This is a genomic window from Marinitoga sp. 1138 (assembly GCF_013363265.1).
Classification (GTDB): Bacteria; Thermotogota; Thermotogae; order Petrotogales; family Petrotogaceae; genus Marinitoga; species Marinitoga piezophila.
In genome coordinates this window covers 1-25,513 of the sequence record NZ_LBFA01000017.1, presented here as the reverse complement: position 1 = coordinate 25,513, position 25,513 = coordinate 1, and the positions used below count along the sequence as shown (strand labels likewise).

Here is a 25,513-nt window from a genome sequence, read left to right as displayed (position 1 = left end):
TTTTCTCAATCATAATTGTTTCTCTTCGGGAATTTTCAAGTTTTCGCTCACATTATTCTAGCTATTTTCTTAAATATAAATAAAAAGATGAAAGTAGAAAAATAATATGGACGAAGACTAAGAATTTCCCGCAGTGGAATGCAGAAAATTCGGGTTGGAGAAACAGGATGTTTCGAAAAGCGAAGCTTCCCCAGGGAAGGGGAATCTGAGCGTGCCCGAATTTTCAAATGGAGCAAGGATCAGAAATTCTTGCCGTCTGAGTGAATATTATTTTTCTACTTTCAAAAAAAATTTTCGAAGATTAGCACTCAAGTTGTCTGAAGGTGTTTTTATTTTTTTCAATCAACACCAAAAGGACGAATATGAACATAAATCTGCAACAATCATCAGATATGATATAATTAAATTAAATTTCCAACATAAATCTCCATTAAAAACTATTTTCGTTTATAATTCCCAACAAAGTTCAAAACATATAACTCGCTTAAAATATAAATTATAAAAGTTATCAACATAAAAAGTTGTTAACTCTAAATTTCGTTCATAACTTCTCAACCAATCTTCGTTCATAGAAAAAATTCACCAACATTAATATCAACAATCAACGTTCAAAGTTCAAAAATTATAAACCATCTAATAAAATTCAACATTTTTTATAGAACAAATATTCGCATGTACACTTATCAACATAAAAATTTTTTCATATCAACAAAAATCAAAAAAATTATGAACAGTATAAAATTCTTTTATAATAATAATTACAATAACATATCAACAATAAACATCACTACACCACCAGCATCTATATAAATAATATAAGAGAGGGATAAAAATATGAAAAAAATAATGTTGTTAATTCCAATACTATTAGTTCTATTAATAATAATAGACATATCAATAATAAAAAACTCTTCAAAAACAACCATTGAAGTAAAAACAAAAAAAACTCAAGAAAGTTCCATAATAAAAGATATTATGAATTCAAAAAACTACTCACAAATCTACACAAAACAAAACACATGGCATAAATTTCTGGAAAACAATAACAACTTAATAATAAAAGACATCTTCAAATATAAAGAATATGTATATATAACTGCAGAATCAAAAGAAATAAAGAAAAAAATACATATATATAAAATAGACAAATATGGAAATATAAAAAAACACATAGAAATTACAGAAAGTATATACACAGAAATAAACTCATTTATACTTGCAGATAGCATATTTATATTATCAGGATACAAAAACTTTAAACCATATATTTTAGAAGTAGATATCAATGGAAACATATTAAGATCAAAAACACTCAATTTCTCTGGAAAAATAAAAAAAATAAAAATAGATAACTTTGACAGTATTTATATTGTAGGATATAAAATAGATAACAATAAAAAAATAGGATTCATGTATGAAATAAACCCATCACTAGAATTACTAAATGAATTTAACATTACATGGTATAATGATGAAATACTAGAAGATATAGAAACGGATAAAAATTATATATATCTTCTTGGAAATACAAATTCAACTGCAAACAACAATTGGGATATATTCATCATAAAACTAAACAAATTAAATTATAGTGATTACTCAATAAAAAAATTTGGTTCTGAAAATTTGGAAGATTATGCTTATTCATTTACAAAGGACAATAAATACTTTTATATTGCAGGATATAGTTCTCCATTAGAAAACTACCCATGGAAAACATTAATAATAAAGACAGATAACAATCTACAAAAAATATGGAGAACAGATTATTTAATGAAAAAATCATCCAGGGGATTATCCATAACTCAAACACTGGATAAAATTGCAGTTACCGGATATGCACTTGAAAAAAATAATGATTTTGACGGATACTCACTTTTTATAGAAAAACAAACTGGAATAGTATTATTTGAAAACTATTATGGAACATTATTAGATGAAAGACTAACAAAGGTGTATAATTATAATGATGGACTGATATTCTCTGGATACCAAAAAAACGGTGAAATAATAAAAGGACTTATAATATATACAGATATCAACGGAAAATCTAACTTTATAAAATAAAATTCTAAGAAACTTTTAAGCTTGAAAACATATAATAAAAATGCATTTCATATCAAGTGAGGTGATTAAATTGAGAAAAAGAGATAAGCAAATAACGCTTTATCATCTTATAATCAAAAATATAATGACTATAGTAATAATTGGAATAGGTTCAGTAATAATGATATTCAGCATGATTAGCCTATATAATCTTGGACGTGTAGAAAAAGAATTTGAAGCAAATGCAGTACAAATTGTTAATATGGCATTCACCTCATTATCAAATGCATTATATGATTTTGATGTTCGATATTATAAAGGGTTGGAGAGATTTATAGAAGCCTTAAAAACTTCTGAAAACAAAGAAGAAACAATAAAAAACATATCAAAATACGCGTTTTTTAATAGTGATACCAGTATAGAGAAAATTGATTACAACAAATTAAATTCAAAAATCAAAGAAAAATTAGATAAACTTGAAAATTACAAATACTATTTTGAACTTGAATTAACCTCAGAAAAACTATTAAAAGATATTTATTTAAAAATAGATAATGAATATTATCTAATAAGAGCATCATATTCCGTAGATAAAATAAAAAATACATTAGATAATTTTCATGCTCTTGAGGAAAAATACAATTTCATAGATGAAATTGATATATGCACGCATAATTTTGAAAATCTTTCAAGCAAAGAAAACGATTTAACAGACAAAGATGTTGAATATCTGAAAAAAGCATTTGACACTGGAAAAGAAATAATAATAAAAAAAGGAAACAAACTGATTTTTTATTATACCTGGAGCTATGAAGATGAAAAATCAACATTCAAACCAATTGGAATAGTATTAAAATTAGATGTTGGGATGCTCAGAAATGCTTTAATATACAACATAACAATATTTATATTAGCTTTAATTATAATAATGTATTTAGTTGCAATAAAAGCAAGAAAAGTTTCAAAACAAATTTCAAGACCATTTGAGTTAATGGTAGATAATATGAAAAAATTCAGAGAAACAAAATACTTAGAATTTGATAGAATGTTTGAAAAATGTGAAATAAAAGAAATAAATGAATTAATGGATGAATATCAAAAAATGGCAGAAGACATAATGTCATCATTTGAAGAAATCAACGCAATGAACGAAGAACTAGAACATTCATACAAAGAAATAGAAAAAGTCAATAATGAATTAGAAGAATCATACTTAAACTTTAGTACTCAACTTTCAATAATCGCTGAAGGTTATGATGAAAATACCGGAAATCATGTTAATAGAGTTGGAGAGCTTTCGGCATTTATAGCTGAAAAAATGGGTTTAGATCATCATACAGTGTATCAAATGAAGTATTATGCGCCATTACACGATATTGGAAAATTAATGATCCCAAAAGACATATTAATGAAAAAAGGAAAATTAACAAATGAAGAATGGAAAATAATGGAAAAACACACAATTTACGGTGGATTATTAATAGGTGACGCACCTATGTTCAAACTTGCTAAAAACATTGCATTATATCATCACGAAAAATATGACGGAAGCGGTTATCCATTTGGATTAGAAGGGGATAAAATCCCAATTGAAGCTGCTATAGTTTCTGTTGTAGATGTATATGATGCATTAAGGTCAGAAAGGCCATATAAACCAGCATTTTCACACGAAAAGGCGTTAAAAATAATTCTTGAAGGAGACGATAGAACACAACCAACACATTTCCATCCAGAAGTATTGAAAATATTCAAAGAGTATTCCGAAGACCTGAGAAAATTATGGGAAGAAGTAGACAAACAAAGCTCCAAATTATATGAACTAATGAAAAATATACAGGAAGATGATATAAAATAAAATAGAAATAATAATATGAGCGAAGACTAAGAATTTCCCGAAACGGAGATTATAGGGCAATTGAAAAAATAAAGACAATATATGAAGAAAATAGTACGAATAATGTTCGCTCAAACGGTAGAAAATTCTAATCCTCAAAAATTCTCGTTCCCGCCGGCCGTTGCAGACTCACGTCCATGTTCGTCCTTTTGTGTTGTTGATTGAGAAAAATAAAAACTCCCTCAAACGACTTGGTTGCTGATCCTCGAAAATCACTCATTCCCGGCTGTCGCTTAGATTCTGCATCCCTGCAGAAGCTGCGCTCAAAAAAACATCCTGTTTTTTTGACAGCCTCCATTCATGATTTTCTCGGGCAACCTGCGAGTTTTCGTTCGTTTTTATTTTTCTCAATCATAATTGTTTCTCTTCGGGAATTTTCAAGTTTTCGCTCACATTATTCTAGCTATTTTCTTAAATATAAATGAAAAGATGAAAGTAGAAAAATAATATGAATGAAGACTAAGAATTTCCCGAATTTTCAAATGGAGCAAGGATTAGAATTTCTTGCTGTTTGAATGAATATTATTATTTCTATTTTCGAAAAGGAGAGACAAAGATGGAAATATCCAAATTACTCATCGTTGATCCTATTGATGGAGAATACACCGGAAAAATAATAATCAACAATGGAAAAATAGAAAAAATAATAAAAACAGAAGATTCATATTACGACTACATATTAATGCCCGGATTTATAGACAGTCATACTCATGGTTATGGCGGAATAGACACAATGACCGCAACAGAAAAAGATTTCAAACAATGGGCAGAAATGAACTTCAAACACGGAGTTACCACATTCTTTCCAACAACAGTTTCAGCATCTAAAGAGCAAATAAAAAACGTTATTAAAAACACACCAATAGAAAAATCAATAAAAGGAATACACCTTGAAGGACCATATATAAACATAAATAAAAAAGGAGCACAAAATCCTGAATACATTAGAAATCCAGAAAAAAATGAAATAAAAGAAATACTAAATGAAAAAATAAAATTAATAACAATGGCACCTGAAATAAAAGGATTTTATGACGTAATAAATATAATTCATAAAAATAACACAGTAATATCCCTTGGTCACACAGAAGCAGATTATCAAGAATTCAAAAAAGCGTATGAAAAAGGAATAAACAGAATAACTCACTTTCCAAATGCAATAAAAGGACTGCATCACCGTGAATTAGGTGGAGTTGGTGCAGGAATGCTTGAAGATTTTAAAATAGAAATGATAGTTGATGGAGTACACACATCACCGGATTTTGTTAAACTAATATATAAAATAAAAAATATTGATGATATTATACTAATAACAGACTCAATGAGCGCTGCGGGATTAAATGATGGAAAATATGATCTTGGCGGTCTTGAAGTTACAGTAAAAAATGGAAAAGCAACATTAAAAGACGGAACAATAGCAGGGAGTACATTAGTATTCGACAAAGCAGTTAAAAACTTCCAAAAATTTACCAATTGTACATTAACGGAACTTGCAAAAGTATCCTCATACAACACAGTACAAAACTTGAAACTTCAAAACTTAGGACGAATAAAAGAGGGCTACATCGCCAATCTTGTATTATTGGATAAAAATTTAAACCTCAAAAAAACAATATTTGAAGGGAATTACACCTAAAAAATTCGACAGGAAATCCTGTCGAATTTTTTATTTTTCTCGATTAACAAAACTTCATCAAATCATCATTGATTTTTAACCTACTATCATAGTATAATAGTACAGAGGTGATATAAATGTGGTTTTCCATAGACTTTCATTCGCACACTCCTGTTTACGAACAAATAAAAAACAAAATAAAAGAAAAAATCCTTACCAATGAACTCAAAAAAGATGAATTTATTCCTTCAATAAGAGTTCTTGCAAAAGAGCTTGGTGTAAATTTAAATACTGTATCAAGAGCATATAAAGAACTCGAATTTGAAGGAGTAATAAAATCAGTAAGAGGTTCAGGATATATAGTATTAGGAATTGATGAAAATCAGTTTATAGAAAAAAAATTAGAAAATTTTCAAAAAAGTGTTTTAGAATGTAAAAACGCAAAAATTCAAAAAGAAAAATTGATATCAATAATCAATAAGTTATATGATGATTGATAAAATCTGGAGGTGAATCCATGATATTAAAAGTTGATAACCTTGTAAAAAAATACGGAACTCTTACAGCAGTCAATAACGTTTCATTTGAAATTGAAAAAGGTGAAATCTTTGGACTTATTGGACCAAATGGTGCAGGAAAAACATCAATAATAAAATGTATTCTTGATTTAAGATGGCCAGATAGCGGAAAAATATATTTAAATGGAAAAGTTGCATATTTACCTGAAAAAAAGAATCTCTACAAATCATTAACAGTTAAAAAAATGATAGAAATCAACAACGAGCTTACAGAAAATTTTTCTATTGAAAAAGCATACGAATTGCTGGATAAATTTCAAATAGCTAAAAACACAAAAATCTCAAATCTATCCCATGGTATGCTTACTCAGGTGTATGTAATATTAACCTTTTCACAGGATGCTGATTTATATATTCTCGATGAACCAACATGGGGATTGGATCCATTAATGAGAAACACAGTACTTGAAATAATACGTGAAAGTTCATATCAGGAAAAAAGCATATTATATACCAGCCACATACTTTCTGAAGTTGAAAAAATTGCAGATAGAGTTGCAATAATGTCAAAAGGAAAGATTTTAGAATTGGATTATCTTGATAACATAAAAACAAAATATACAGCAATATCATTACCAAAAAATGAAAAAACAAAAGGATATTTATGGAAAAAATTGGAAAATGAAAATATCTGGATAGTAAAAAATCAAGATGGAGAACCTGTTACTATAGATGAAATCTTTGAAGCAGTGGTAAAGGGGGAATGGTAATGAAAAAAGAACTTTATGAAATGAAAACACGAACAATAATTTCAATAGTAATATTAATTTTATTATTTTTCAGCATAGCCCCTTTTCAAAAATTTTATGTTGATATGATAAAAGAAAATATGGCGGCAATAAAGCCATATGCAGAAAAATTTGGATTTTCAAATATATTGGATAACTTAAATGATTGGAATTATTATATGTATACGCAATGGTTCGGTAAAAACTTTGGTCAATTAATTCCAATTTTTGCAATTATTTTTGCCTTTCCGTTATTTTCCAGAGAATATGAAAATGGAACAATGGAATATTTATTGGTAAGAAAATCAAGAGATTATGTATTTATCACAAAAGTATATATCGGTTTGACAATGTTTATTATATGGATAACAATAGGAATAGTTCTACCAGCTGCATATTCATTAATTTCAGGGAAAGATTTGGCATATAGTCTATTATTCAAATATTTTATTCATATGTTTTTTGGTGGATTGTTCTGGTATGAAATAACAGTATTATTTTCTGTAATATTCAATGATCAGGTAAAACCAATATTAGTTTCAGTTGGGACATTGATTATCACCACAGCTGCAGGATTCATTAAACCTTTATCTTTCTTAAATACATATCCATATATATTAGGCTCAAAAATTATTTCAGAAGGAAAAATAGATTTATTATACACGCTTTCATTATTCTTAATAGGAGAAACGATAGTTAGTATAGCCTATTATCAATTTAGAAAAAAAGAAATTTAATAAGGAGGGGATTTCCATGATAGTAACTACATCTGAATTTGTTCCTGGAAGAGAAATAGAAGAAGTTTTAGGAATAGTTATAGGTAATGTTGTTCATTCAAAACATTTAGGAAGGGACATAGCAGCAGCATTTAAAACACTTGCAGGAGGAGAAATAAAAGGTTATACAGAAATGCTTACAGAAGCAAGAAATATAGCCTATAATCGTATGATAGACGAGGCAGAAAAATTAGGAGCAGATGCAGTAATTGGTTTGAGGTTTTCAAGTTCTGCAGTTATGGCTGGAGCAGCAGAAATGGTAGCTTATGGAACAGCTGTAAAATTAAAATAATAAAGAGGGCTTAAGCCCTCTTATTATTTTGTATGCGATTCAATATAATCCTTAATATCAGACATTGATAAATTGTATTTTTGAACAATATCCTTTAATTCCATTAAAGAACTTTCTTTTTCAGAAATTCCAAATTCTTTCAAAAATGCATTATAATCATCGATATTTTCTTTAATTTCCTTTAAAGTAGTTTTTCCTCTTATAATAAAATCTGAAGTATCATGTTCTTCTTTTTCAACAGTAGAATTACTAATATTTGCTTCTTGATTTTCTGAAACTTCACCAGGCAAATATCCACTAATTACATATGCAATAAATCCAGGTTTAGTCTTTTTTATAATATCCCTTACACTCATATTTTCAATACCTTCAATACTTTTTAATTCATCAAAATCATTTATAGTTTTTCCATATTCAGCAAGAAAATCAGAAACATTCATATCAATATACTCTACAAAACTTCTAATACCTTCCGGTGAAACTATTTCAAGTTCTTCATCAAATCCCATTAATTCAGATAAATCCTTTAACTTAGCAGTTGTTACAATGTTTCGAGGAATATTAAATGCTCTATACAACTCTTCTTTTGAAACAGGATAATTATCTATTATTTCCTGTAAAGTAGAAGAACCTCTTATATCATTTATCGAATTATATGTTCGTATTTTTTCTGTATTAAAATTACCTGAAACATTAGCTATTAAAATTACACCAAGAAATAAAGCAAGGGCTATAAATGCATAATTCCATAGACTTACAGTTTTTTTGCTTTCTTCTGGTTTAGTTAAAATAGGTCTAACCTGAAGAGTTAATTTACTTGAATCATTTACTGGACATGCTTCAACACATTTCATACATCTAATACATTGAGGACTGTTTATAGCATTCTTTTCTGAAACAACAATTCCTACAGGACATGCTCTATCACACAATTTACAATTTATACATGTATCCTTTTTCCTTTTAATAGTTAAAAAACTAAAAGAATTAAACAAACCATTTATAGCACCTAAAGGACATGCATATCTACAAAATGGTCTTTCTACAAATAGCGACAATCCTAAAACGAGCAATACAGAAATATATCCAGTAATTGCAATTTCATCTGTCCATATATTAAACAGATTATAATACGGATCATATGGTTCAAAAACTAACTTACTTGTTCGTGCTGTTTGAATAATAATAATTGCAAGAACAATATACTTTAAATATCTTAGAATTCTATCAACCTTTACAGGAACTCTATTATATTTATCTTTAAAAATCTTTTTTCCAAGTTTTCCAACCCATTCCTGAACAGAACCTAAAGGACATATCCAACCACAAAAATTTGCACCGGTAAATAGCAAAAGTGCAAACAATGCAAATAGCATAATAAACACCGATTGATGTAGTTTACTTACATAATTTCCAGTGGTAAAAAATGTATAAAGATTTACAACTCCACCATATGGACATAATGTATGCAAACTTGCAACACCAAATAACTCAACACCAGGATTATTTTCTACAATATAATGTCCAATACTCACATACAACACAAACGCAACAAAAATAATCTGTACCGCCAGTCGAAACTTTTGTAAAGAACTACTTTTCTTCATATCACTCACCCCCACAATGATCTTTTTCATTTTTTTGCAAATATATATTAACATATTAACCTTAGAAAAAACTTAGAAATAAAAAAAGAGATGGAAAATTCCATCTCTTTCAATTGTGACTGTGTGACAACTGTAGAATCCTTGTAGACAACTGTGACAAATTATAAATTTTCTACATAATATTTTACTTTTGCTGGTAAAGATAATATTCCATCATCATTTTCTAAAATTAATCCTTCATTTTTCCAGCGGGTAATATAAGTATATATTGTTTGCCGTTTTATATTTTTTTTCTGTAATTTTTTAACTAATGATGTTCTATCTATGTTTTCTTTAATAATTTCCTTTAAGATAATTTTTTGTATTTCGGTAAAGGATTTTGTTTTAGAAAAAGTTCGTAAAAAAATACTTTTTATAGTTTCTTTGGCAGTTGTTTCATCAATTTTCTTTTTATCTGTATTATATAAAGCAATTTGTTGAGCAATCCATAAAGCATCTCTTGGATTCCCATCACTAAAAGAAGCAATTTCTTCAAGAGCATTAATATGAAAATAATCAGGATAATCTTTAATACGTTTTAATATTAATTTTTTTATATCTTCTTTTGTAAGTGGATCCAGAAAAATCATATCTTTAAAAATATTTTCTAAATTTCCACTCTCATTCCATCGCATTCTATCATTAGAGTATTCCCTATAAATTGAAAAAGGTAAAGAAACAATTGTAATAACATTTTCTTTTAGAAGTATATTTTTCAAAGAATCAAGAATATTCAGAACTTCATCTTTTTTTTCTTTATCTAATTCATCTATTACAATTAAAATTTTTCCATATTCTCTTATCAATAATTCAAGTAATTTTTCAATATACTCCTTAATAGTATATATATTAAATCTTTTTTTATTTGACAATCCTTTTTCATACGTTGCACTTGCAAAAGCATTTATTCCCCCGCTATAATTTGAGTTAAAACTTTTTTCTGTTAAAATAAAATCTTTTGCTTCCAGTGCTATTTTTTCTATATTTTTATTTTTTAAAGATAATGATAATTTTGATAATTTATAAAGAAAATCAGCTATAATAACCTCTTTAGAATCTTTTTCAGTAATTAATATATTGAATTTTGTGGAATCTGCTGTTTCTATAAAATTCAAAACAGTAGTTTTTCCTACACCAGTTTCACCACATACTCCAAAAATTCCCATGGGTTGAAAATATGCAAGATTATTTAAATGTTTTAATTCTTTTTCCCTATCTACAAGCAAATCTTTATTGCTAATGGGGACATCAAATAGCGAAGAAATTATATATTTCAATTTATCATTATCCATAATCATCACCCCCTATAATTATTATAACATACAATTGTGACTGTGTGACAACTGTAGAATCCTTGTAGACGATTGTGACAATTCTTGTTAAGTGATTTAGAAAAATAATATGAGCGAAGACTAAGAATTTCCCGAAGCGGTGATGACAGGATAGTTGGAAAAAATAAAAGCGAGTGAAGGCTCGCAGAGTGTCCAAGGTAAAATTACAAACGATTGAAAAAATAAAAGTGAATGAATACTTGCAGAGCACCCGAAAAAAACTGCGAATGGAGAGGGTCAAAAAAACAGGATGTTTTTTTGAGCGCAGCTTCTGCAGGGATGCAGAATCTAAGCGACCCCGCGAATATGAGCAGTTTTTGAGGATTAGTGCTCAAGTCGTATGAATGAACTTTTATTTTTTCAATCTACAACAAAAAGGACGAACATGGATGTGAGTCTGTAGCGACCGGCGGGAACGAGAATTTTTGAGGATTAGAATTTTCTACCTGTTTGAGCGATTATTATTATTTCTATTTTCGAAAAAAGTTTTTGAGGATCAACGTTTGAGTCGTCTGAATAAGTTTTTATTTTTCACAATTATAAGAAATTTCACCTGCCTGAACGAATATTATTATTTCTTTTTGAAAACAAAAGAACTAACATGAACGTGAATCTCCACTAAAAAAAGACTTTCAGGAAAAATCCTGAAAGTCTTTTTTTTTTAGATATTTACATATTTATTGATTATTGCAATAAGCTCATTATATTCAACATCAAGCGTATTTTCACCGCTAATATACTCAATATTCCTCTCAGGGAACCACTCTTTTAACTTCAAAAACCCTTCTCTTGCCTTTTCAAAAAATTCTCTTCCTTCACTTTCAATTCTATCCTTATTTTTATTCTTCATCCTTTCAAAAGACGTTTCAACATTCACATCAACAACAATCGTCAAATCTGGCATTATTCCATCTAACGCATGTTTATTAATCTCAAAAACCTCTTTCCAACCAAGCTCTCTTGCATATCCCTGATAAACAATTGAAGAGTCAACAAATCTATCAAGAATAATAATCTTATCTTTATTAGGTTTTATAATTTCCTCTATCAATTGAGCACGACTGGCAGCAAATAATAAAGCTTCACTTACGTGACATATTTTATAATCACCCAGCAATAATTCCCTTATCTTCTCACCAAGTTCTGTTCCACCTGGTTCTCTATTCCAGATAACATCTTTATTCTTAATTTTAAAATATTCAACTAATTTTTTTGAAAGAGTAGATTTACCAGAACTTTCAATTCCTTCAAAAGTTATAAGCATATAATATATTTCCTCCTTTAGCACATTATAATCCAGAATTCTTAAAAAATACAGGTGGATGAATCTTTAGATTTTCGCCACCATTTTTTCGTAAAATTCCACCTATTAATTGACATTCACCGTTCTTTTTCCCATATCCTAAAAACATTTCCTGCAGTGAAAATTTATATTTCCAGGCAAGTTTCAAAAAACTTTCAAAATGAACAGGATGATAAACAAAAATCATTCTTTTCTTATTCTTTAATAAATAATTGGCTGCATAAAAAAACTTTTCAAGGTCGTTTATATCAAATGTTCTTGCAGTTTTTCTATCCTCATATGGGCTTATCAAAGATTTATCAGAATAATGTGGTGGATTTGTTATAACGCAATCTATTGATTCCCTTTTAAAGTATTTCTCTATATTTTTTATATCATCGTTAATAAAATCAACTCTATTTAAAAGATTATTTGATTTAATGTTTTCTAATGAACATTCAAAAGGTTCTTTTTGAATTTCAATTCCGGTAATTTTTATATCTTCATATATCTTTGCAAGAGCAATTGAAACATTACCAATTCCAGAACCAAGCTCAACTATATTTTTTTCATTTTTTAATAAATCTGAAATTTGAGCAAGAAAAGTGGAACCATGTGTTGGTAAATGATATTTTCCTGGTGAGCATAATTTCAAATTTCTAAAAATGTCTTCTATTATATCAAAATTTATCATTTTATCACCGTACTACCTTTATTTATAATATTTAAAATCTTTGAATTATCAATTACACTTCTTGAATAATTTTCAACATTCAAATCATTAATATTTGAATTTACAATTTTTGACCAGGAAAAATTCTTTTGAATCATTGTATTAATGCTCGAATTATCAATATATGCTTTACTAAGATTTTCTATTTCCACATTAGCAAAAACAGATTTAATACTTTCGAGCATATTTACATTATTCATAACTATATTTTTAAACGTACTTTCTTTTATAAAAATCTCCTCTGAATTGAATAAATTAATTTGGGTTTTATATCCTATAGTATTATACAAACAAATTCTAAAATCATTCGAAGAAATTAAATCTGAGTTTTCCAGAAATTCAGAATCTTCAAGATATATGAGCTTTGCATTTTTACCTATAATTTTAACCTTATCAAAAATAGTTTTAGAAGCAATAAAAATTCCACCATCAACTATTATTTCTCCATTACCGTTTATTAAGGATTTTCCAGGTCCCGGCATAATAAAGAAAACACCTTTTATAACTAATTTAGAATTAGAGACAAATTTTAAAATACTTCCAGACTCAACCATAACAACACTATCTTTACCTAAAACAGTTTCTCCACCAATTAAAAATTCTGAATTAATCTGTGGCAAATAAAGGTTTTCATTTGAAGATTCAAGAATATTTCTCACCAGATGAACAAAAGTTCCAGAAAAACGAATTGTAGGTTGTGAAGGAAAACTTAAAGTTCCAAATTTACTTTTTTTCCTGATCATTGCAACATTTGCTTTTTCAAGTCTGGCATATGCCGCCTTTGTTTCCACTTCTTTTTTCCAACCATATTCATAAGGTGTTTCCACAATATATGATTCAATATCAGTTTCATAATCCCAGCCAAATGTATCAACAGAATAATCAATTAACTTTGGGTTTCCTGAAGGCATAGATGGAATAGAATATTCCACTTCTATTTTTATTTTCTTTGTGGTGATATTATTTCCATTATCAATAACAAGCAATGTTCCATCGTCGGTAGTATCATCCAGTATTTCGCTCATTGTATATGTTGAATAAATACCATCTTTTGTTTTTAAAAATACCTTTAAATCCTCATCTTTTGTCCAATCATCAAAAAGTTTAATATTTGTATCTCCAAATACAGAAATTTTAAGTGTATCGTTTAGAATTTTAGGTGGTTTATCTTCACCGGTATTAATGGTTATTATCTTTTCTTTAGAAATATTTCCATATTTATCAACTGCGTAAAGTTCAAAATTTTTAGTTCCAATATCCTTTTTTAGAGGAATTTTTATATTTATATTAAAATTGTAAGTATTGCTTGCATCTTTTAAAATAAATCTTGAAAGATCAGTAGCTGGAGAAGCAGCGGTAACATTTAATTCTCCAGATTTCAAATAAACATTTAAAAATCCAATTTCTGGCGCTGTTGTATCATAATAAAATGTAAAAGTTCTTTCTGAAACCTTATTTTTATTTTTGTAAATTTCCATTCTTAATGTATGTTTTCCTTCTTTTAAATCTTTAAAATAATATTCGCTTCCATTTTTTTCATATTTAATTTCATTTTCTCCTTCGAAGAATTTTACTTCATAATCTAAACTTTGAGGAATTTGAATTTTAATAGGGAAAGAAGGTGACGCAATGTCACCTTCGATTGTAATATTTATTTTGCTTTGTTGATCACATGAAATGAATATAAACAATATTAAAAACAAAAAAGGTATTAACAATTTTTTCATCAATATTACTTCTCCTCATATAAGAACTTTAAAATAGGTGAATCTGGTGATAATAATAATATATTATTGTCCATAGAAGAATTATATATATCAGCTAATCTTCTTAATTCAAAGAATTCTGGACTTTGATTATATGCATCAGCATATATTGTAATTACACTTGCATCTGCAGTACCTTTTATAACCTCGGCATTTTTCTTAGCTTCGGAAATAATAATCTTAACTTTCTTATCAGCTTCAGCTTTTATAATTTCTGATTCTCTTTGACCTTCAGCCCTTATTTGGGCAGCAATACTATATCTTTCTGCCATCATTCTATTATATACAGCTTTTGAAATATCTGGTGGCAAATCAGTTCTTTTAACCCTAACATCTACAATTTCAATACCAAAATCCTTAAGGTTATGACTGCTTCTTTCAGTAATTTCTTTTAACATTTCTTCTCTTTTTTTAGATAAAACCTCTTCAAAAGTATATTTGGCAACTAAATCCCTGACATTTGAATATACAACATCATCAATTCTTGTCAAAGCAAGCTGTACAGAACGCATACTTTCCATAAATGTTTTTGGATCATTAATTCTCCAGATTGCGTATGTATCAACAACTATAGTCTTTTTATCTGCAGTTATTATTCTTTCTGGTTCAATATCATATAACATTAACCTTTTTTCAAATTTTACCACATTATCAACAAATGGTGTTTTAAAATTAATTCCCGGTTTCGTTACAACTTTTCGTATTTGACCAAATCTTAAAACTACTGCCTGTTGTTCCTGGTTAACAATGAACATAGAAGATAAAATCAACCAGCCAACTAAAATTAATAATACAATTATAATTATTTTATTTTTGGTGAGCTTCATTTTGTACCACCACCTATTTCTGGCAAATTAAGCAATTTTAAAGTTTCAGAACTATCAACAATAATCTTTTCCTTTGAATTTTTAAGCAAACCTTCAATAGCTTCAAAAATAATACGTTTCTTTGTAATATCCTTTGTCATCTCATATTCTTTTAGCATAGCCTTAAACCTTTTAGCTTCACCTGTAGCAAGCGCAACCTTTTCATATGCATAAGCTTCAGCTTCTCTCATAATCTTTTGAGCTTCACCCTGAGCTTTTGGAATAACGTCATTTGCATATCTATTTGCTTCATTTATGAATTTTTCCTTATCCTGTTTGGCGCTATTAACATCATCAAAAGCCTTTACAACTTCAGCTGGTGGACTGACTTCCTGAAGATAAACATTTTCAATTTTTATACCTGCACCATAGCTATCAAGAATTTTCTGTACCTTTGCTGCAGTTTCCATAGCAATTCTATCCCTTTCAGTGGTCAAAACATTATCAATTGGATTAATAGCAACCATTTCTCTTAAAACACTTTCTGTAGCAAATTTTACCATTTCAAATCCATTGAGTATCCTGAATTCAAATTTTACAGGATCAGCAATTCTGTATTGTACAACAGCTTCGAGATTTACAATATTTTCATCACCTGTAATCATTAATGATTCTTCATCTACAGGTTGATACTCAATCTTTCCACGATAATTTACAGTCCTAAAACCAATTTCAATCTTTTTCAAAGTTCTTACATCCACAATTCTATGTGTTTGAAATGGATATGGCAAATGCCAGTGAATCCCTGGCCCTGTACTTGAAGTATACTTACCAAAAGTAAGTACCAATCCCATTTCAGATGGTCCAACCTGATATACGCTTGTTCCTGCGTAGGCTAAAACCAATAAAATTACAACAGCCCAGATAATCTTTCTAAAAATATGCTTATTTTTTCTGGGCTTTTCTTCTTCAACATCAAAAATTTCAAAGTTTTCTGACATCCTTCCACTCCCCTCGTTATAGGTTTTCCAGAATTTTTCTAACAGTGATTATATCCTCAGCATGTTCCTGATCATCGCCAGGTGTTTCTAAATGCATAGGAATTTTTAAAATTTCCTCAAAAGAGAAAAACGTTTTAAATCCTTCTATACCAATTTCGCCTTTTCCAATAAATTCATGCCTATCCTTTCCAGCTCCTAAAGGAAATTTTGAATCATTTAAATGAATCATTTTTAGTTTATCTAAACCTAAATATTTTTCAATTTCATCTAACAAAGCTCTTACTCCGTCTTTATTTCGAATATCATAATTAGAATCAAAACCGTGGCATGTATCATAAGTCATACCAATTCTGTCTTTAAAAGATGTTCTATTAATAATTTCTCCCAATTGTTCTATCTTCCAACCAATATTTCCGCCTTTTTTTGCAACATTTTCTAAAAGTATATAAATATCAAGATCCTTTACTTCATTGAAAATTATATCTAAAGCCTTTGCAATTCTATCATAACCATATTCATCACCTTTACCAAGATGAGAACCAGGATGAACATTAAAATATTTAATTCCTAATTTTGCTGTAACCTTTATTTCTTCAATCATAAGATTAATAGATTTTTGCCAATTTTCATCCTTATGAGAAGCAAGATTGATTAAATATCCAGAATGAACCAAAACATCTTCAAATGCTATGTTATTTTTAATCATTTCATATTTAAATTTTTCAACATCTTTTTCATCAGGTTGTTTAACCTTCCATGTTCTTGGACTGTGTGAAAAAATTTGAAATGTATTTCCGCCAATATTTATTGTATCTTCTGGTACTTTTCTAAACCCTTTTGAAGTACTCATATGAGCTCCAATTTTAACCATTAATTATACCTTCTTTCAATAACCATTTTGCAAATTTAATATCAAATTCAGTTGTTATTTTTATGTTATATTCCTCACCAGGAATTATTCTTACAGTATTTCCAGCTTTGTGGAATATACTTGCATCATCAGTAAAAGCCTTTAATTCATTCTCAAAATTTGTATATGCCTTATATAATTTCTTAAAATCAAAAGTTTGAGGTGTTTGATGAATATATATTTCATTTCTATCGAGAATTTTTTCCACATTATTGTCTAACACATATGAAACAGAGTTTTTTTCAGGTAATCCCAAAACAGCAGAACCACATTTTTCAGCGATTCTAATACTTTCATTTATTTTTTCTGTACTTACAAATGGTCTTGCTGCATCATGTATAGAGACGATTTTAGCATCATATTCAAATTCATTGTATATAAACTTTAAAGCATTAAAAACAGATTCCTGCCTTGACTCGCCACCATTAATTATACTATAAATTTTGTTAATTTCATAACATTCTTTTTTTGTTTCTTCAAGAAAATCTTTATTTGCGACAACGATAATTTTGTCTATTAATTCTGAATATTCATATTTTTCTAATGCAATTCTTAACAAACTTTTACCTAAAATCTGGTAAAATTGTTTAGGAAAGGTTAAATTTGTTCGAGAACCTTTTCCTGCAGCGACAATAATGCCGATATTCATAAAATCACCTCTTATCGAATCAATTTTATCCACTTTATTATATAATTATACTATAATATTATTAATATACAATATCAGTAGAATTTTGAATCAAAAAATTTTGAAAGGGGAGAGAAAATATGTATATAGTTGGAGTGGATTTAGGGGGAACAGAAATAAAAACAGGACTTGTTTCAAAAGATAAAGGAATAATAAAAAAAGTTGCATTACCAACAGAAGCACATCTTGGACAGGAAAAGGTTGTTGAAAATATAGTTGAAACAATAAAAATGGTAAGTGAAGGTGTAGAAAATAAAATAGAGGCAATAGGAATTGGTTCACCAGGTTCAATTGATAGGGATCACGGAATAGTTAGATATTCACCAAATCTTCCGTTCAACAATTTTGAACTTGCACATCATATTTCTGAGAAAGTGAAAGTTCCAACATTCGTGGAAAATGATGCAAATGCATTTACTCTTGGTGAATGGTATTTTGGTTCTGCTCAGGGGATGAAACATTTTGTAGCATTAACTCTTGGTACAGGTATTGGTGGCGGTGTAGTTTCTCATGGAATATTAATAACAGGAAGAGATGGTATAGGAGCAGAATTGGGACATGTAATAGTTGATCCAGATGGACCATTATGTGGTTGTGGTTCAAGAGGATGTATAGAAGCAATAGCTTCAGCGAGAAATACTGCAAGATGGGCAAAAGAATTCTCTGTAAAAATACCTGAAAACAAAGTAGTTGAACTTGCCGGTGGAATAGATAAAATAGAATCAAAACATGTTTTTGAAGCATTAAAAAGTGGAGATTACGTAGCAAAATTGGTAGTTGAAAAAGTAACAGATGCTTTGGCAAGAGCAATTGCAAATTATGTTCACATATTCAATCCAGAATTAATAGTAATAGGTGGTGGAATGAGCAAAGCAGGAAATGCATTAATAAAACCAATAGAAGAAAAAATAAGTCTATATATAATGCCATCATTTAGAGGAACATTTAAAATATTACCTTCAGCATTAGTTGAAGATGCGGGGATTCTTGGTGCATCTGCAGCTGCAATGTATCATACAAGATAGAAAGGAGTAAAAAATGGATTATATAAAAAGGATTTTCAGATTTAAAGATGTAACACAAAAGATTTTTACATTCAATATTGTAGTATTTGTCTTAATGTTTGTATTTGGAGGAGGATTTGGCGCGTTTTCAAATTCATACACTTTAATAGTTGCTGGAGCACAATATGGAAAATTAATAACCATATATCATCAATACTTTAGATTTATAACAGCTTTATTTGTTCATGGTGGAATATTACATATATCCTTCAACCTATACGCATTATATTATCTTGGAAATATAGTAGAAAGAGTATATGGTCCATATAAGTTTCTAACAATATATCTTGCATCAGGAATAGGTGGAGGAATACTTACACAAATATTTATTCCAAATTCATTTTCTGTAGGTGCAAGTGGAGCGATTTTTGGTTTAATTGGGTTATTATTTGGCGCAGGATTTAGAGATGATACACCACCAATGCTTAAACCAATGACAGGAACAGCATTATTACCGGTAATTTTAATAAACCTTTTTCTTGGATTTACATCATCTGGAATAAACAATTTTGCGCATATTGGAGGATTGCTTGTAGGATTTACATTTGGTTGGTTAACATCGGTAAGAGATACATATACATCATATAAAATATGGAAAATAGCAGGGTATATAAGTCTTGCATTAATATTAATATCATTTGCATGGCTTATATTCTTTGATATACAATTAATATTGGGGTGATAAAAAATGGAAAAATTATATTTTAAAGTTTCAAGAGATCCAATATATTCAGAAATATTCTTATATCCACTTGAAATTGTAATAGCTGATACACCTTTAGTACAGAGATTAAGATATTTAAGTCAATTAGCAGGAGCTGAATATGTATATCCAAGCGCAACACATACAAGATTTTCTCACTCGTTAGGAGTAATGCATATAGCAGGATTATATGCAAATAAATTATTTGAAGATAATCACCAGAAAATAAGAATAATAAGACTTGCAGGTCTTGTACATGACCTTGGTCACGGACCATACAGTCATCAATTTGATGACGTAATTTACAAAAGAATGGGATTAGATGATGGTCATGATGAATACAGAAAAAAGATATTAAACACAAAATTAATAGAGCAGGCATATAATGTATATAAAAAGCTCAACGATTCAAGAACCAAAAAAGATTTTCTAAAAGACTTATCTTTAACTGTAAAAAGAGAAATTTTAGATAATGAAAAAGAAATAAAAGAAGCATTAAAAGAAGTAATGAATATGATAAACGAATTATTTGAAGCAGAAAATACAGGTGGAAGTCCAGAATTTAACATTGTTCAGGGACCTTTAGGAGCAGATAGACTGGATTTTGTTTTAAGAGATTCATATTATGCAGGAACAAGAGATTTTGGAACTGGAGACCTTGACAGAATAATAAGAAATGCATCAATAAAAACTTCAAATGGAAAAGAAAAATTGTGTTATAACATAAAAATAATAGACAACATCTACACAGTTCTTTTTGCAAGGTTTATGATGTACAAAAATGTATATTTCCATAAAACCTCAAGAGCAGCAGATCAAATGATACAGGAAATATTACGATTAGCTGATGATATACTTGATATAAAATCAAGAGTAGAAGACCTTGATAAATTTGTATCGCTCACAGACCAGAGGATAATAAATGAAATAGAAATGGTATATGAAGAATTATACGAAAAGAAAAACAATGAATTGTTCAGCATAAGCCCTGAATTAATGCAAAAATCAGATAAAGTTGCCAAAGCATATGAACTGGTAAAAAGATTAAAATCAAGGGATTTATGGAAGTTATTAATAGAAATTCCATTTTCAACAACAGGATTAGATCCTTCAGTAATAAGCGTAAGCGTTGCAGAAAATGTGCTAAAACAATTAAAAACCAATATAGAAAAAACAATAAAAACAGATATTCCAAAAGAAGACAAACAGGAATTATCGTATATACTCGATAACTTTGAAAATCTATTTATAATCGATACGCCATATAAATTATCATTAATGCATCCAAAAGAATTCCTTTCAAGCGATGTATCAATTCTTGATTATAACGGTGATATACTTAGATTTGATGAAGTATTCGAAAGATATCCTGCATACAAGTTTATGGAAAGCAATTTAATACAGATATCGAGAATATATTTAACAGAAGATAAAAGGGAAATATTAAGAAAATATGATTTAGTACCAAAAATTGGAGGTATTAACCTAACCACAAGGTGGTGAGATTAAGTTATAAAGTAAGGGGGATGCAAATGGGATATTATGATCAACTATTTAAGGAGATATTTTCCGATAAAGAGATGTTAGTTGAATTTATAAACCTATTTGTAAAAAAGCTAAAAAATTACGACATACAACCTGAAAACATAACAATAGAAAAAACAAAATTCACAGATTTAAAGTATGGAGATAGAGAAAGCGATTTATTATTTAAAATAAAATATGAAGAAAATGAATTATTTCTATATTTAATAATAGAACATCAATCAAGTGTAGATTATTTAATGCAATTTAGAATACTTGAATATATGGTAAGAATATGGAAAAAATATATAAACGAAAATAAAGAACAATCTAAAAGGAAAAGTTTCAAGTTACCGCCAATAATACCAGTAGTATTCTATAACGGAAAAAGACGATGGACAGCAGAAAATTGGTTTATGAGAAAAATAATTAACTGGGAAGAATTTAGCGTATATGTACCACAATTTAAATATGAAATAATAGATTTAAGTCAAATAGAAGAAAAAGACTTATTAAAAGCAAAAAATGCATTAAGTTTATTATTAGCTGTAGAAAAATTGGATAAAGAGGAAATATCAAAATCCTTAAAAGAAATAAAAGAAGTACTTGAAAAACTACCAGAAAATGAAAAAGAAAAGTTTGGTGAATACATAAACGGAATAATAAAAGTATTGGTAAAACGAGAAAAGATAATAGACACGGATATAGAATTTGAGGAAATTAAGGAGGTGAATTATATGTTTGAAAATTTTGTAAGAACTGTTGAGGAAGCAATAAAAGAAAGTAAAGAAAAAGCTAAAATAGAAGGTTTAGAAGAAGGTAGAAAAGAGGGATTACAGCAAGGATTACAACAAGGATTACAACAAGGATTGCAGCGTGGAAAAGAAGAAGAAAGAAGAGAAATAGCTAAAAAATTATTATTGAAAAAATTCGGTAATAAAACGGAACCAATATTACCAAAAATCGAAAAATCAGATTCTAAAACAATAGAAAATATAATAGAAAATATATTCGAGCTTGATCTAAAGGATATAGAAAAAATTATCCAGAAAAAGCTTAATTAAAAGAGATGTAAAAGGAGGATTTCGATGAAAGAATTTAAATATGATGCAGAAAAAGCAAAAAAAATAAATGAAAAAATAAATGCAGTGTTAGAGTTTACAGAAATAGAAGGCAACAAAGAAGGAAAATATCACAACACACCGTTTATGGTAAAAGACAATATACAAGTATTAGGAACAAAAATGACCTCAGCATCAAAAATACTTGAAAACTATAATTCAACATATACCGCAACAGCAATACAAAAACTCTTAAATGAAGGTTTCAAAATCGTTGGAAAAACAAATCTCGATGAATTTGCAATGGGGGGTTCAAATGAAAATTCAGCATTTGGACCTGTAAAAAATCCATGGGATCTTGAAAGAATTCCTGGAGGTTCAAGTGGAGGTTCTGCAGCAGTTGTTGCTGCGGGAATAGTACCATTTGCAATAGGATCAGACACAGGAGGTTCAGTAAGACAACCAGCATCATTCTGTGGAATTGTTGGATATAAACCAACCTATGGTGCAATATCAAGATATGGCCTTTCAGCATTTGCTTCATCTCTTGATCAAATTGGAGTACTTGCAACAAACGTAAAAGATGCAGCAACAGTAGTAGAAGTAATGTCAGGAAAAGATGAAAAAGATTCAACAACACTGGATATAAATTGGGATTTAACCTCAGAAATAGAAAAAGAACCTGAAAAAATAAAAATAGCAATACCAAAAGAAGTATTTGAAGTTGAAGGAATAGACCCAAAAGTACTTGAAAAATTCAAAGAAAACATAGAAAGATTAAAAGAAAATGGTATCGAAATAGAAGAAGTGGAAATTCCACATTTAAAATACACCGTTTCAATATATTACATAATAGCACCATCAGAAGCAAGTTCAAACCTTTCAAGATATGATGGAATGAGATTTGCATTAAGAGAAGAAAAAGAATCATTAAAAGACACATACATGGAAACAAGGGATAAAGGTTTTGGAATAGAAGTAAAAAGACGTATATTCATGGGTGCATTTACATTAAGCTCAGCATATTATGATGCATACTTCTCAAAAGCAGCAAAAATAAGAAAACTATTAAACGATGACTTTGAAAAAGTATTTGAAAAATACGATGCAGTATTAACCCCAACAACAACGATGCTACCACCAAAAATTGGAGAATTAAAATCCCCACTTGAATACTATTTAATGGATTTATTTACAATATCAGCAAACATGATAGGAGCACCTGCAATTAGCATTCCTTCAGGATTAATAGACAATTTACCATTTGGAATACATCTAATATCAAAACCATTAGAAGATGCCAAAATGCTAAAAATAGCAAATAAATTTGAAAAAATATTCGGCAGGCTTGAATTACCGGAGGTGCAATTATGAGCAAATACAAAACCACAATAGGACTTGAAATACACGTACAATTACTAACAAAAACAAAAGCATTCTGTTCATGTTCCGCCAATGCATTTGAAAGCGAACCAAACACAAACATATGTCCAGTATGTACAGGACAACCAGGTGCTCTTCCTGTATTTAACGAAGAAGCATTAAAATTAGGAATAAAAGCAGCAATAGCATTAAATGCAAAAATAAATGAATACTCAAGATTTGACAGAAAAAATTATTTCTATCCAGACCTTCCTAAAGGTTATCAGATTACACAATATTTCTATCCATTGGCAAACGATGGATACATAGAAATAGAAGGCAAAAAAATCAGAATAGAAAGAATGCATCTTGAAGAAGATTCAGGAAAAATGTTCCATGAAGGTGAAAAACTTGAATCAGCATCATACAGTCTCGTTGATTACAACAGAAGCGGAATTCCTCTTATAGAAATAGTAACAAAACCAGATATAGAATCTCCAAAAGAAGCAAGACTATTCATGGAAAAACTCAGAAATATATTGAGATATGCAGAAATCTCAACAGGAGACATGGAAAAAGGTGCTTTAAGATGTGACGCAAACATATCAATAACAAATACAGAAACAGGATTCCAGAGTAATCGTGTTGAAGTAAAAAATATCAACTCATTTAAATTTGTTGAAAAAGCGCTTGAATATGAAAGAGAAAGAATAATTCAGCATTTAGAAGAAGGAAAAAACGTACCAATGGAAACCAGAGGTTGGAACTTTGCAACACGTTCCACATTCTCAATGAGATCAAAAGAAGAAGAAGCAGATTACAGATACTTTCCTGAACCGGATATTCCACCTGTAATAGTTACAGAAAAAGATATCGAAGAAGTTAAAAAAACAATGCCAGAAATGATAGACGAAAAGAAAGAAAGATTTATAAAAGAATATACAATAAAAGAATACGATGCAGAAATTCTCGCATCAGACAAAGAACTTGCAGATTACTTTGAAAAATGTGCTAAACTCGTTAAAAATCCACAATTTGTAAGTAATTTCATAATCACAGACCTTCTAAGAGAAATGAACAAAAACAACATAGAATTAAAAGACATAAAAGTATCGCCAGAACACTTCAAAGAATTAGAAGAATTAATAGATAGCGGAAAAATATCAACCAAAATAGCAAAAGAAATATTCATAGACGTATTTGAAACAGGAAAATCACCAGCAGATATAGTAAAAGAAAAGGGACTTGAACAAATAGATGATGACGAAACATTAAAAGAAATAATCAAAAAAATCATCGAAAACAACCCAAAACAGGTTCAACAATACAAAAATGGAAAAACAAAATTATTAGGTTTCTTCGTTGGACAATTAATGAAAGAAACAAAAGGAAAAGCAAACCCACAAAAAGCAAATAAACTTGTAAAAGAAATGTTGGAAGAATAACTTTTAATCATCACCACAGCAAATGCTGTGGTGATTTTATTTTGGTAGTATAATAAAAAGTGTGTAAATAAAAAAATAGAAAAATAAAAAGAATGAATATGTGAAAAAAGGAAGCCCAGGAGTGTGGTGAAAGAGAAAGGGGATTTTGAAAAAAAGGTTACATGGGGGGATAGTAATGCCGAGAAAAAGAAAAGAGGAAAATGAACAGATTCTTGGTAATGTAGATAGGAATTTCATAAAACAATATATAAAAGAAAATGGA

Annotated in this window: 22 protein-coding genes; 13 read left to right on the top strand and 9 right to left on the bottom strand. The window is 28.9% G+C overall.

Annotated elements, in window-relative coordinates:
- The first annotated feature begins 834 nt into the window (after positions 1-834).
- The 7 genes from XO11_RS06255 (at position 835) to XO11_RS06225 (ending at position 7,929) form a co-directional block, all read left to right on the top strand.
- Positions 835-2,067, top strand: a complete 1,233-nt coding sequence (locus XO11_RS06255; RefSeq protein ID WP_014296763.1) for a hypothetical protein — start codon at positions 835-837, stop codon at positions 2,065-2,067.
- Between the two features lie 70 nt (positions 2,068-2,137).
- On the top strand, positions 2,138-3,901 hold the full coding sequence (locus XO11_RS10410) for an HD-GYP domain-containing protein (RefSeq protein ID WP_075780607.1): 1,764 nt from the start codon (positions 2,138-2,140) through the stop codon (positions 3,899-3,901).
- A 595-nt stretch (positions 3,902-4,496) separates the two neighbouring features.
- On the top strand, positions 4,497-5,576 hold the full coding sequence (nagA, locus tag XO11_RS06245; RefSeq protein ID WP_175418371.1) for an N-acetylglucosamine-6-phosphate deacetylase: 1,080 nt from the start codon (positions 4,497-4,499) through the stop codon (positions 5,574-5,576).
- A gap of 116 nt (positions 5,577-5,692) precedes the next feature.
- Complete coding sequence (locus tag XO11_RS06240; RefSeq protein WP_014296760.1) at positions 5,693-6,052, top strand: GntR family transcriptional regulator; 360 nt, start codon at positions 5,693-5,695, stop codon at positions 6,050-6,052.
- Between the two features lie 20 nt (positions 6,053-6,072).
- Positions 6,073-6,843, top strand: coding sequence for an ABC transporter ATP-binding protein (locus XO11_RS06235; protein WP_075780604.1), 771 nt, complete (start codon positions 6,073-6,075; stop codon positions 6,841-6,843).
- Positions 6,843-7,598, top strand: a complete 756-nt coding sequence (locus XO11_RS06230) for an ABC transporter permease (protein WP_014296758.1) — start codon at positions 6,843-6,845, stop codon at positions 7,596-7,598. The genes XO11_RS06235 and XO11_RS06230 overlap by 1 nt, the downstream gene beginning before the upstream one ends.
- A 16-nt stretch (positions 7,599-7,614) precedes the next feature.
- Positions 7,615-7,929 carry a heavy metal-binding domain-containing protein gene (locus XO11_RS06225; protein ID WP_014296757.1) on the top strand — a complete coding sequence of 105 codons (315 nt, stop codon included), beginning with the start codon at positions 7,615-7,617 and terminating at the stop codon, positions 7,927-7,929.
- 23 nt (positions 7,930-7,952) lie between these two features.
- Here XO11_RS06225 and XO11_RS06220 read toward each other — a convergent pair whose 3' ends face one another.
- From XO11_RS06220 to ispD, 9 genes are all read right to left on the bottom strand, one after another.
- Positions 7,953-9,536: a 4Fe-4S binding protein gene (locus XO11_RS06220; protein WP_175418370.1), complete on the bottom strand. Its 1,584-nt coding sequence runs from the start codon at positions 9,534-9,536 to the stop codon at positions 7,953-7,955.
- A 161-nt stretch (positions 9,537-9,697) separates the two neighbouring features.
- On the bottom strand, positions 9,698-10,867 hold the full coding sequence (locus XO11_RS06215; RefSeq protein ID WP_075780602.1) for an ATP-binding protein: 1,170 nt from the start codon (positions 10,865-10,867) through the stop codon (positions 9,698-9,700).
- A 700-nt stretch (positions 10,868-11,567) separates the two neighbouring features.
- Positions 11,568-12,170, bottom strand: coding sequence for a dTMP kinase (gene tmk, locus XO11_RS06210; RefSeq protein WP_075780601.1), 603 nt, complete (start codon positions 12,168-12,170; stop codon positions 11,568-11,570).
- 25 nt (positions 12,171-12,195) lie between these two features.
- On the bottom strand, positions 12,196-12,843 hold the full coding sequence (locus XO11_RS06205) for a tRNA1(Val) (adenine(37)-N6)-methyltransferase (RefSeq protein ID WP_217671869.1): 648 nt from the start codon (positions 12,841-12,843) through the stop codon (positions 12,196-12,198).
- Between the two features lie 35 nt (positions 12,844-12,878).
- On the bottom strand, positions 12,879-14,648 hold the full coding sequence (locus XO11_RS06200; RefSeq protein WP_175418369.1) for a hypothetical protein: 1,770 nt from the start codon (positions 14,646-14,648) through the stop codon (positions 12,879-12,881).
- A 5-nt stretch (positions 14,649-14,653) separates the two neighbouring features.
- Positions 14,654-15,514 carry a protease modulator HflC gene (hflC, locus tag XO11_RS06195; RefSeq protein ID WP_014296751.1) on the bottom strand — a complete coding sequence of 287 codons (861 nt, stop codon included), beginning with the start codon at positions 15,512-15,514 and terminating at the stop codon, positions 14,654-14,656.
- Positions 15,511-16,494 (bottom strand): FtsH protease activity modulator HflK, encoded by a 984-nt coding sequence (gene hflK, locus XO11_RS06190; RefSeq protein ID WP_014296750.1) that lies wholly within the window; start codon positions 16,492-16,494, stop codon positions 15,511-15,513. The genes hflC and hflK overlap by 4 nt, the downstream gene beginning before the upstream one ends.
- 16 nt (positions 16,495-16,510) lie before the next feature.
- The gene (locus XO11_RS06185; RefSeq protein ID WP_014296749.1) at positions 16,511-17,365 is read right to left on the bottom strand and encodes a deoxyribonuclease IV; all 855 of its coding nucleotides are present in this window, start codon (positions 17,363-17,365) and stop codon (positions 16,511-16,513) included.
- Positions 17,358-18,053: a 2-C-methyl-D-erythritol 4-phosphate cytidylyltransferase gene (gene ispD, locus XO11_RS06180; protein WP_014296748.1), complete on the bottom strand. Its 696-nt coding sequence runs from the start codon at positions 18,051-18,053 to the stop codon at positions 17,358-17,360. Before ispD ends, XO11_RS06185 begins: the two co-directional genes overlap by 8 nt.
- A gap of 119 nt (positions 18,054-18,172) precedes the next feature.
- On the opposite strand from ispD, the gene XO11_RS06175 reads away from it, so the two are divergent.
- From XO11_RS06175 to gatB, 6 genes are read left to right on the top strand one after another with little or no spacing between them, the layout of a single operon-like run.
- On the top strand, positions 18,173-19,117 hold the full coding sequence (locus tag XO11_RS06175) for an ROK family protein (RefSeq protein ID WP_014296747.1): 945 nt from the start codon (positions 18,173-18,175) through the stop codon (positions 19,115-19,117).
- A gap of 13 nt (positions 19,118-19,130) precedes the next feature.
- Positions 19,131-19,838 (top strand): rhomboid family intramembrane serine protease, encoded by a 708-nt coding sequence (locus tag XO11_RS06170; RefSeq protein WP_075780597.1) that lies wholly within the window; start codon positions 19,131-19,133, stop codon positions 19,836-19,838.
- A gap of 6 nt (positions 19,839-19,844) precedes the next feature.
- Positions 19,845-21,362: an HD domain-containing protein gene (locus XO11_RS06165; RefSeq protein ID WP_075780596.1), complete on the top strand. Its 1,518-nt coding sequence runs from the start codon at positions 19,845-19,847 to the stop codon at positions 21,360-21,362.
- A 29-nt stretch (positions 21,363-21,391) separates the two neighbouring features.
- Entirely contained in the window at positions 21,392-22,447 is a 1,056-nt protein-coding gene (locus XO11_RS06160) for an Rpn family recombination-promoting nuclease/putative transposase (RefSeq protein ID WP_175418368.1), read from the top strand.
- 24 nt (positions 22,448-22,471) lie between these two features.
- Positions 22,472-23,818: an Asp-tRNA(Asn)/Glu-tRNA(Gln) amidotransferase subunit GatA gene (gene gatA / locus XO11_RS06155; protein WP_075780594.1), complete on the top strand. Its 1,347-nt coding sequence runs from the start codon at positions 22,472-22,474 to the stop codon at positions 23,816-23,818.
- A complete protein-coding gene (gene gatB, locus XO11_RS06150) occupies positions 23,815-25,251 on the top strand; it encodes an Asp-tRNA(Asn)/Glu-tRNA(Gln) amidotransferase subunit GatB (protein ID WP_014296742.1) in 1,437 nt (478 codons plus the stop codon). The genes gatA and gatB overlap by 4 nt, the downstream gene beginning before the upstream one ends.
- The last annotated feature ends 262 nt before the right edge of the window (positions 25,252-25,513 follow it).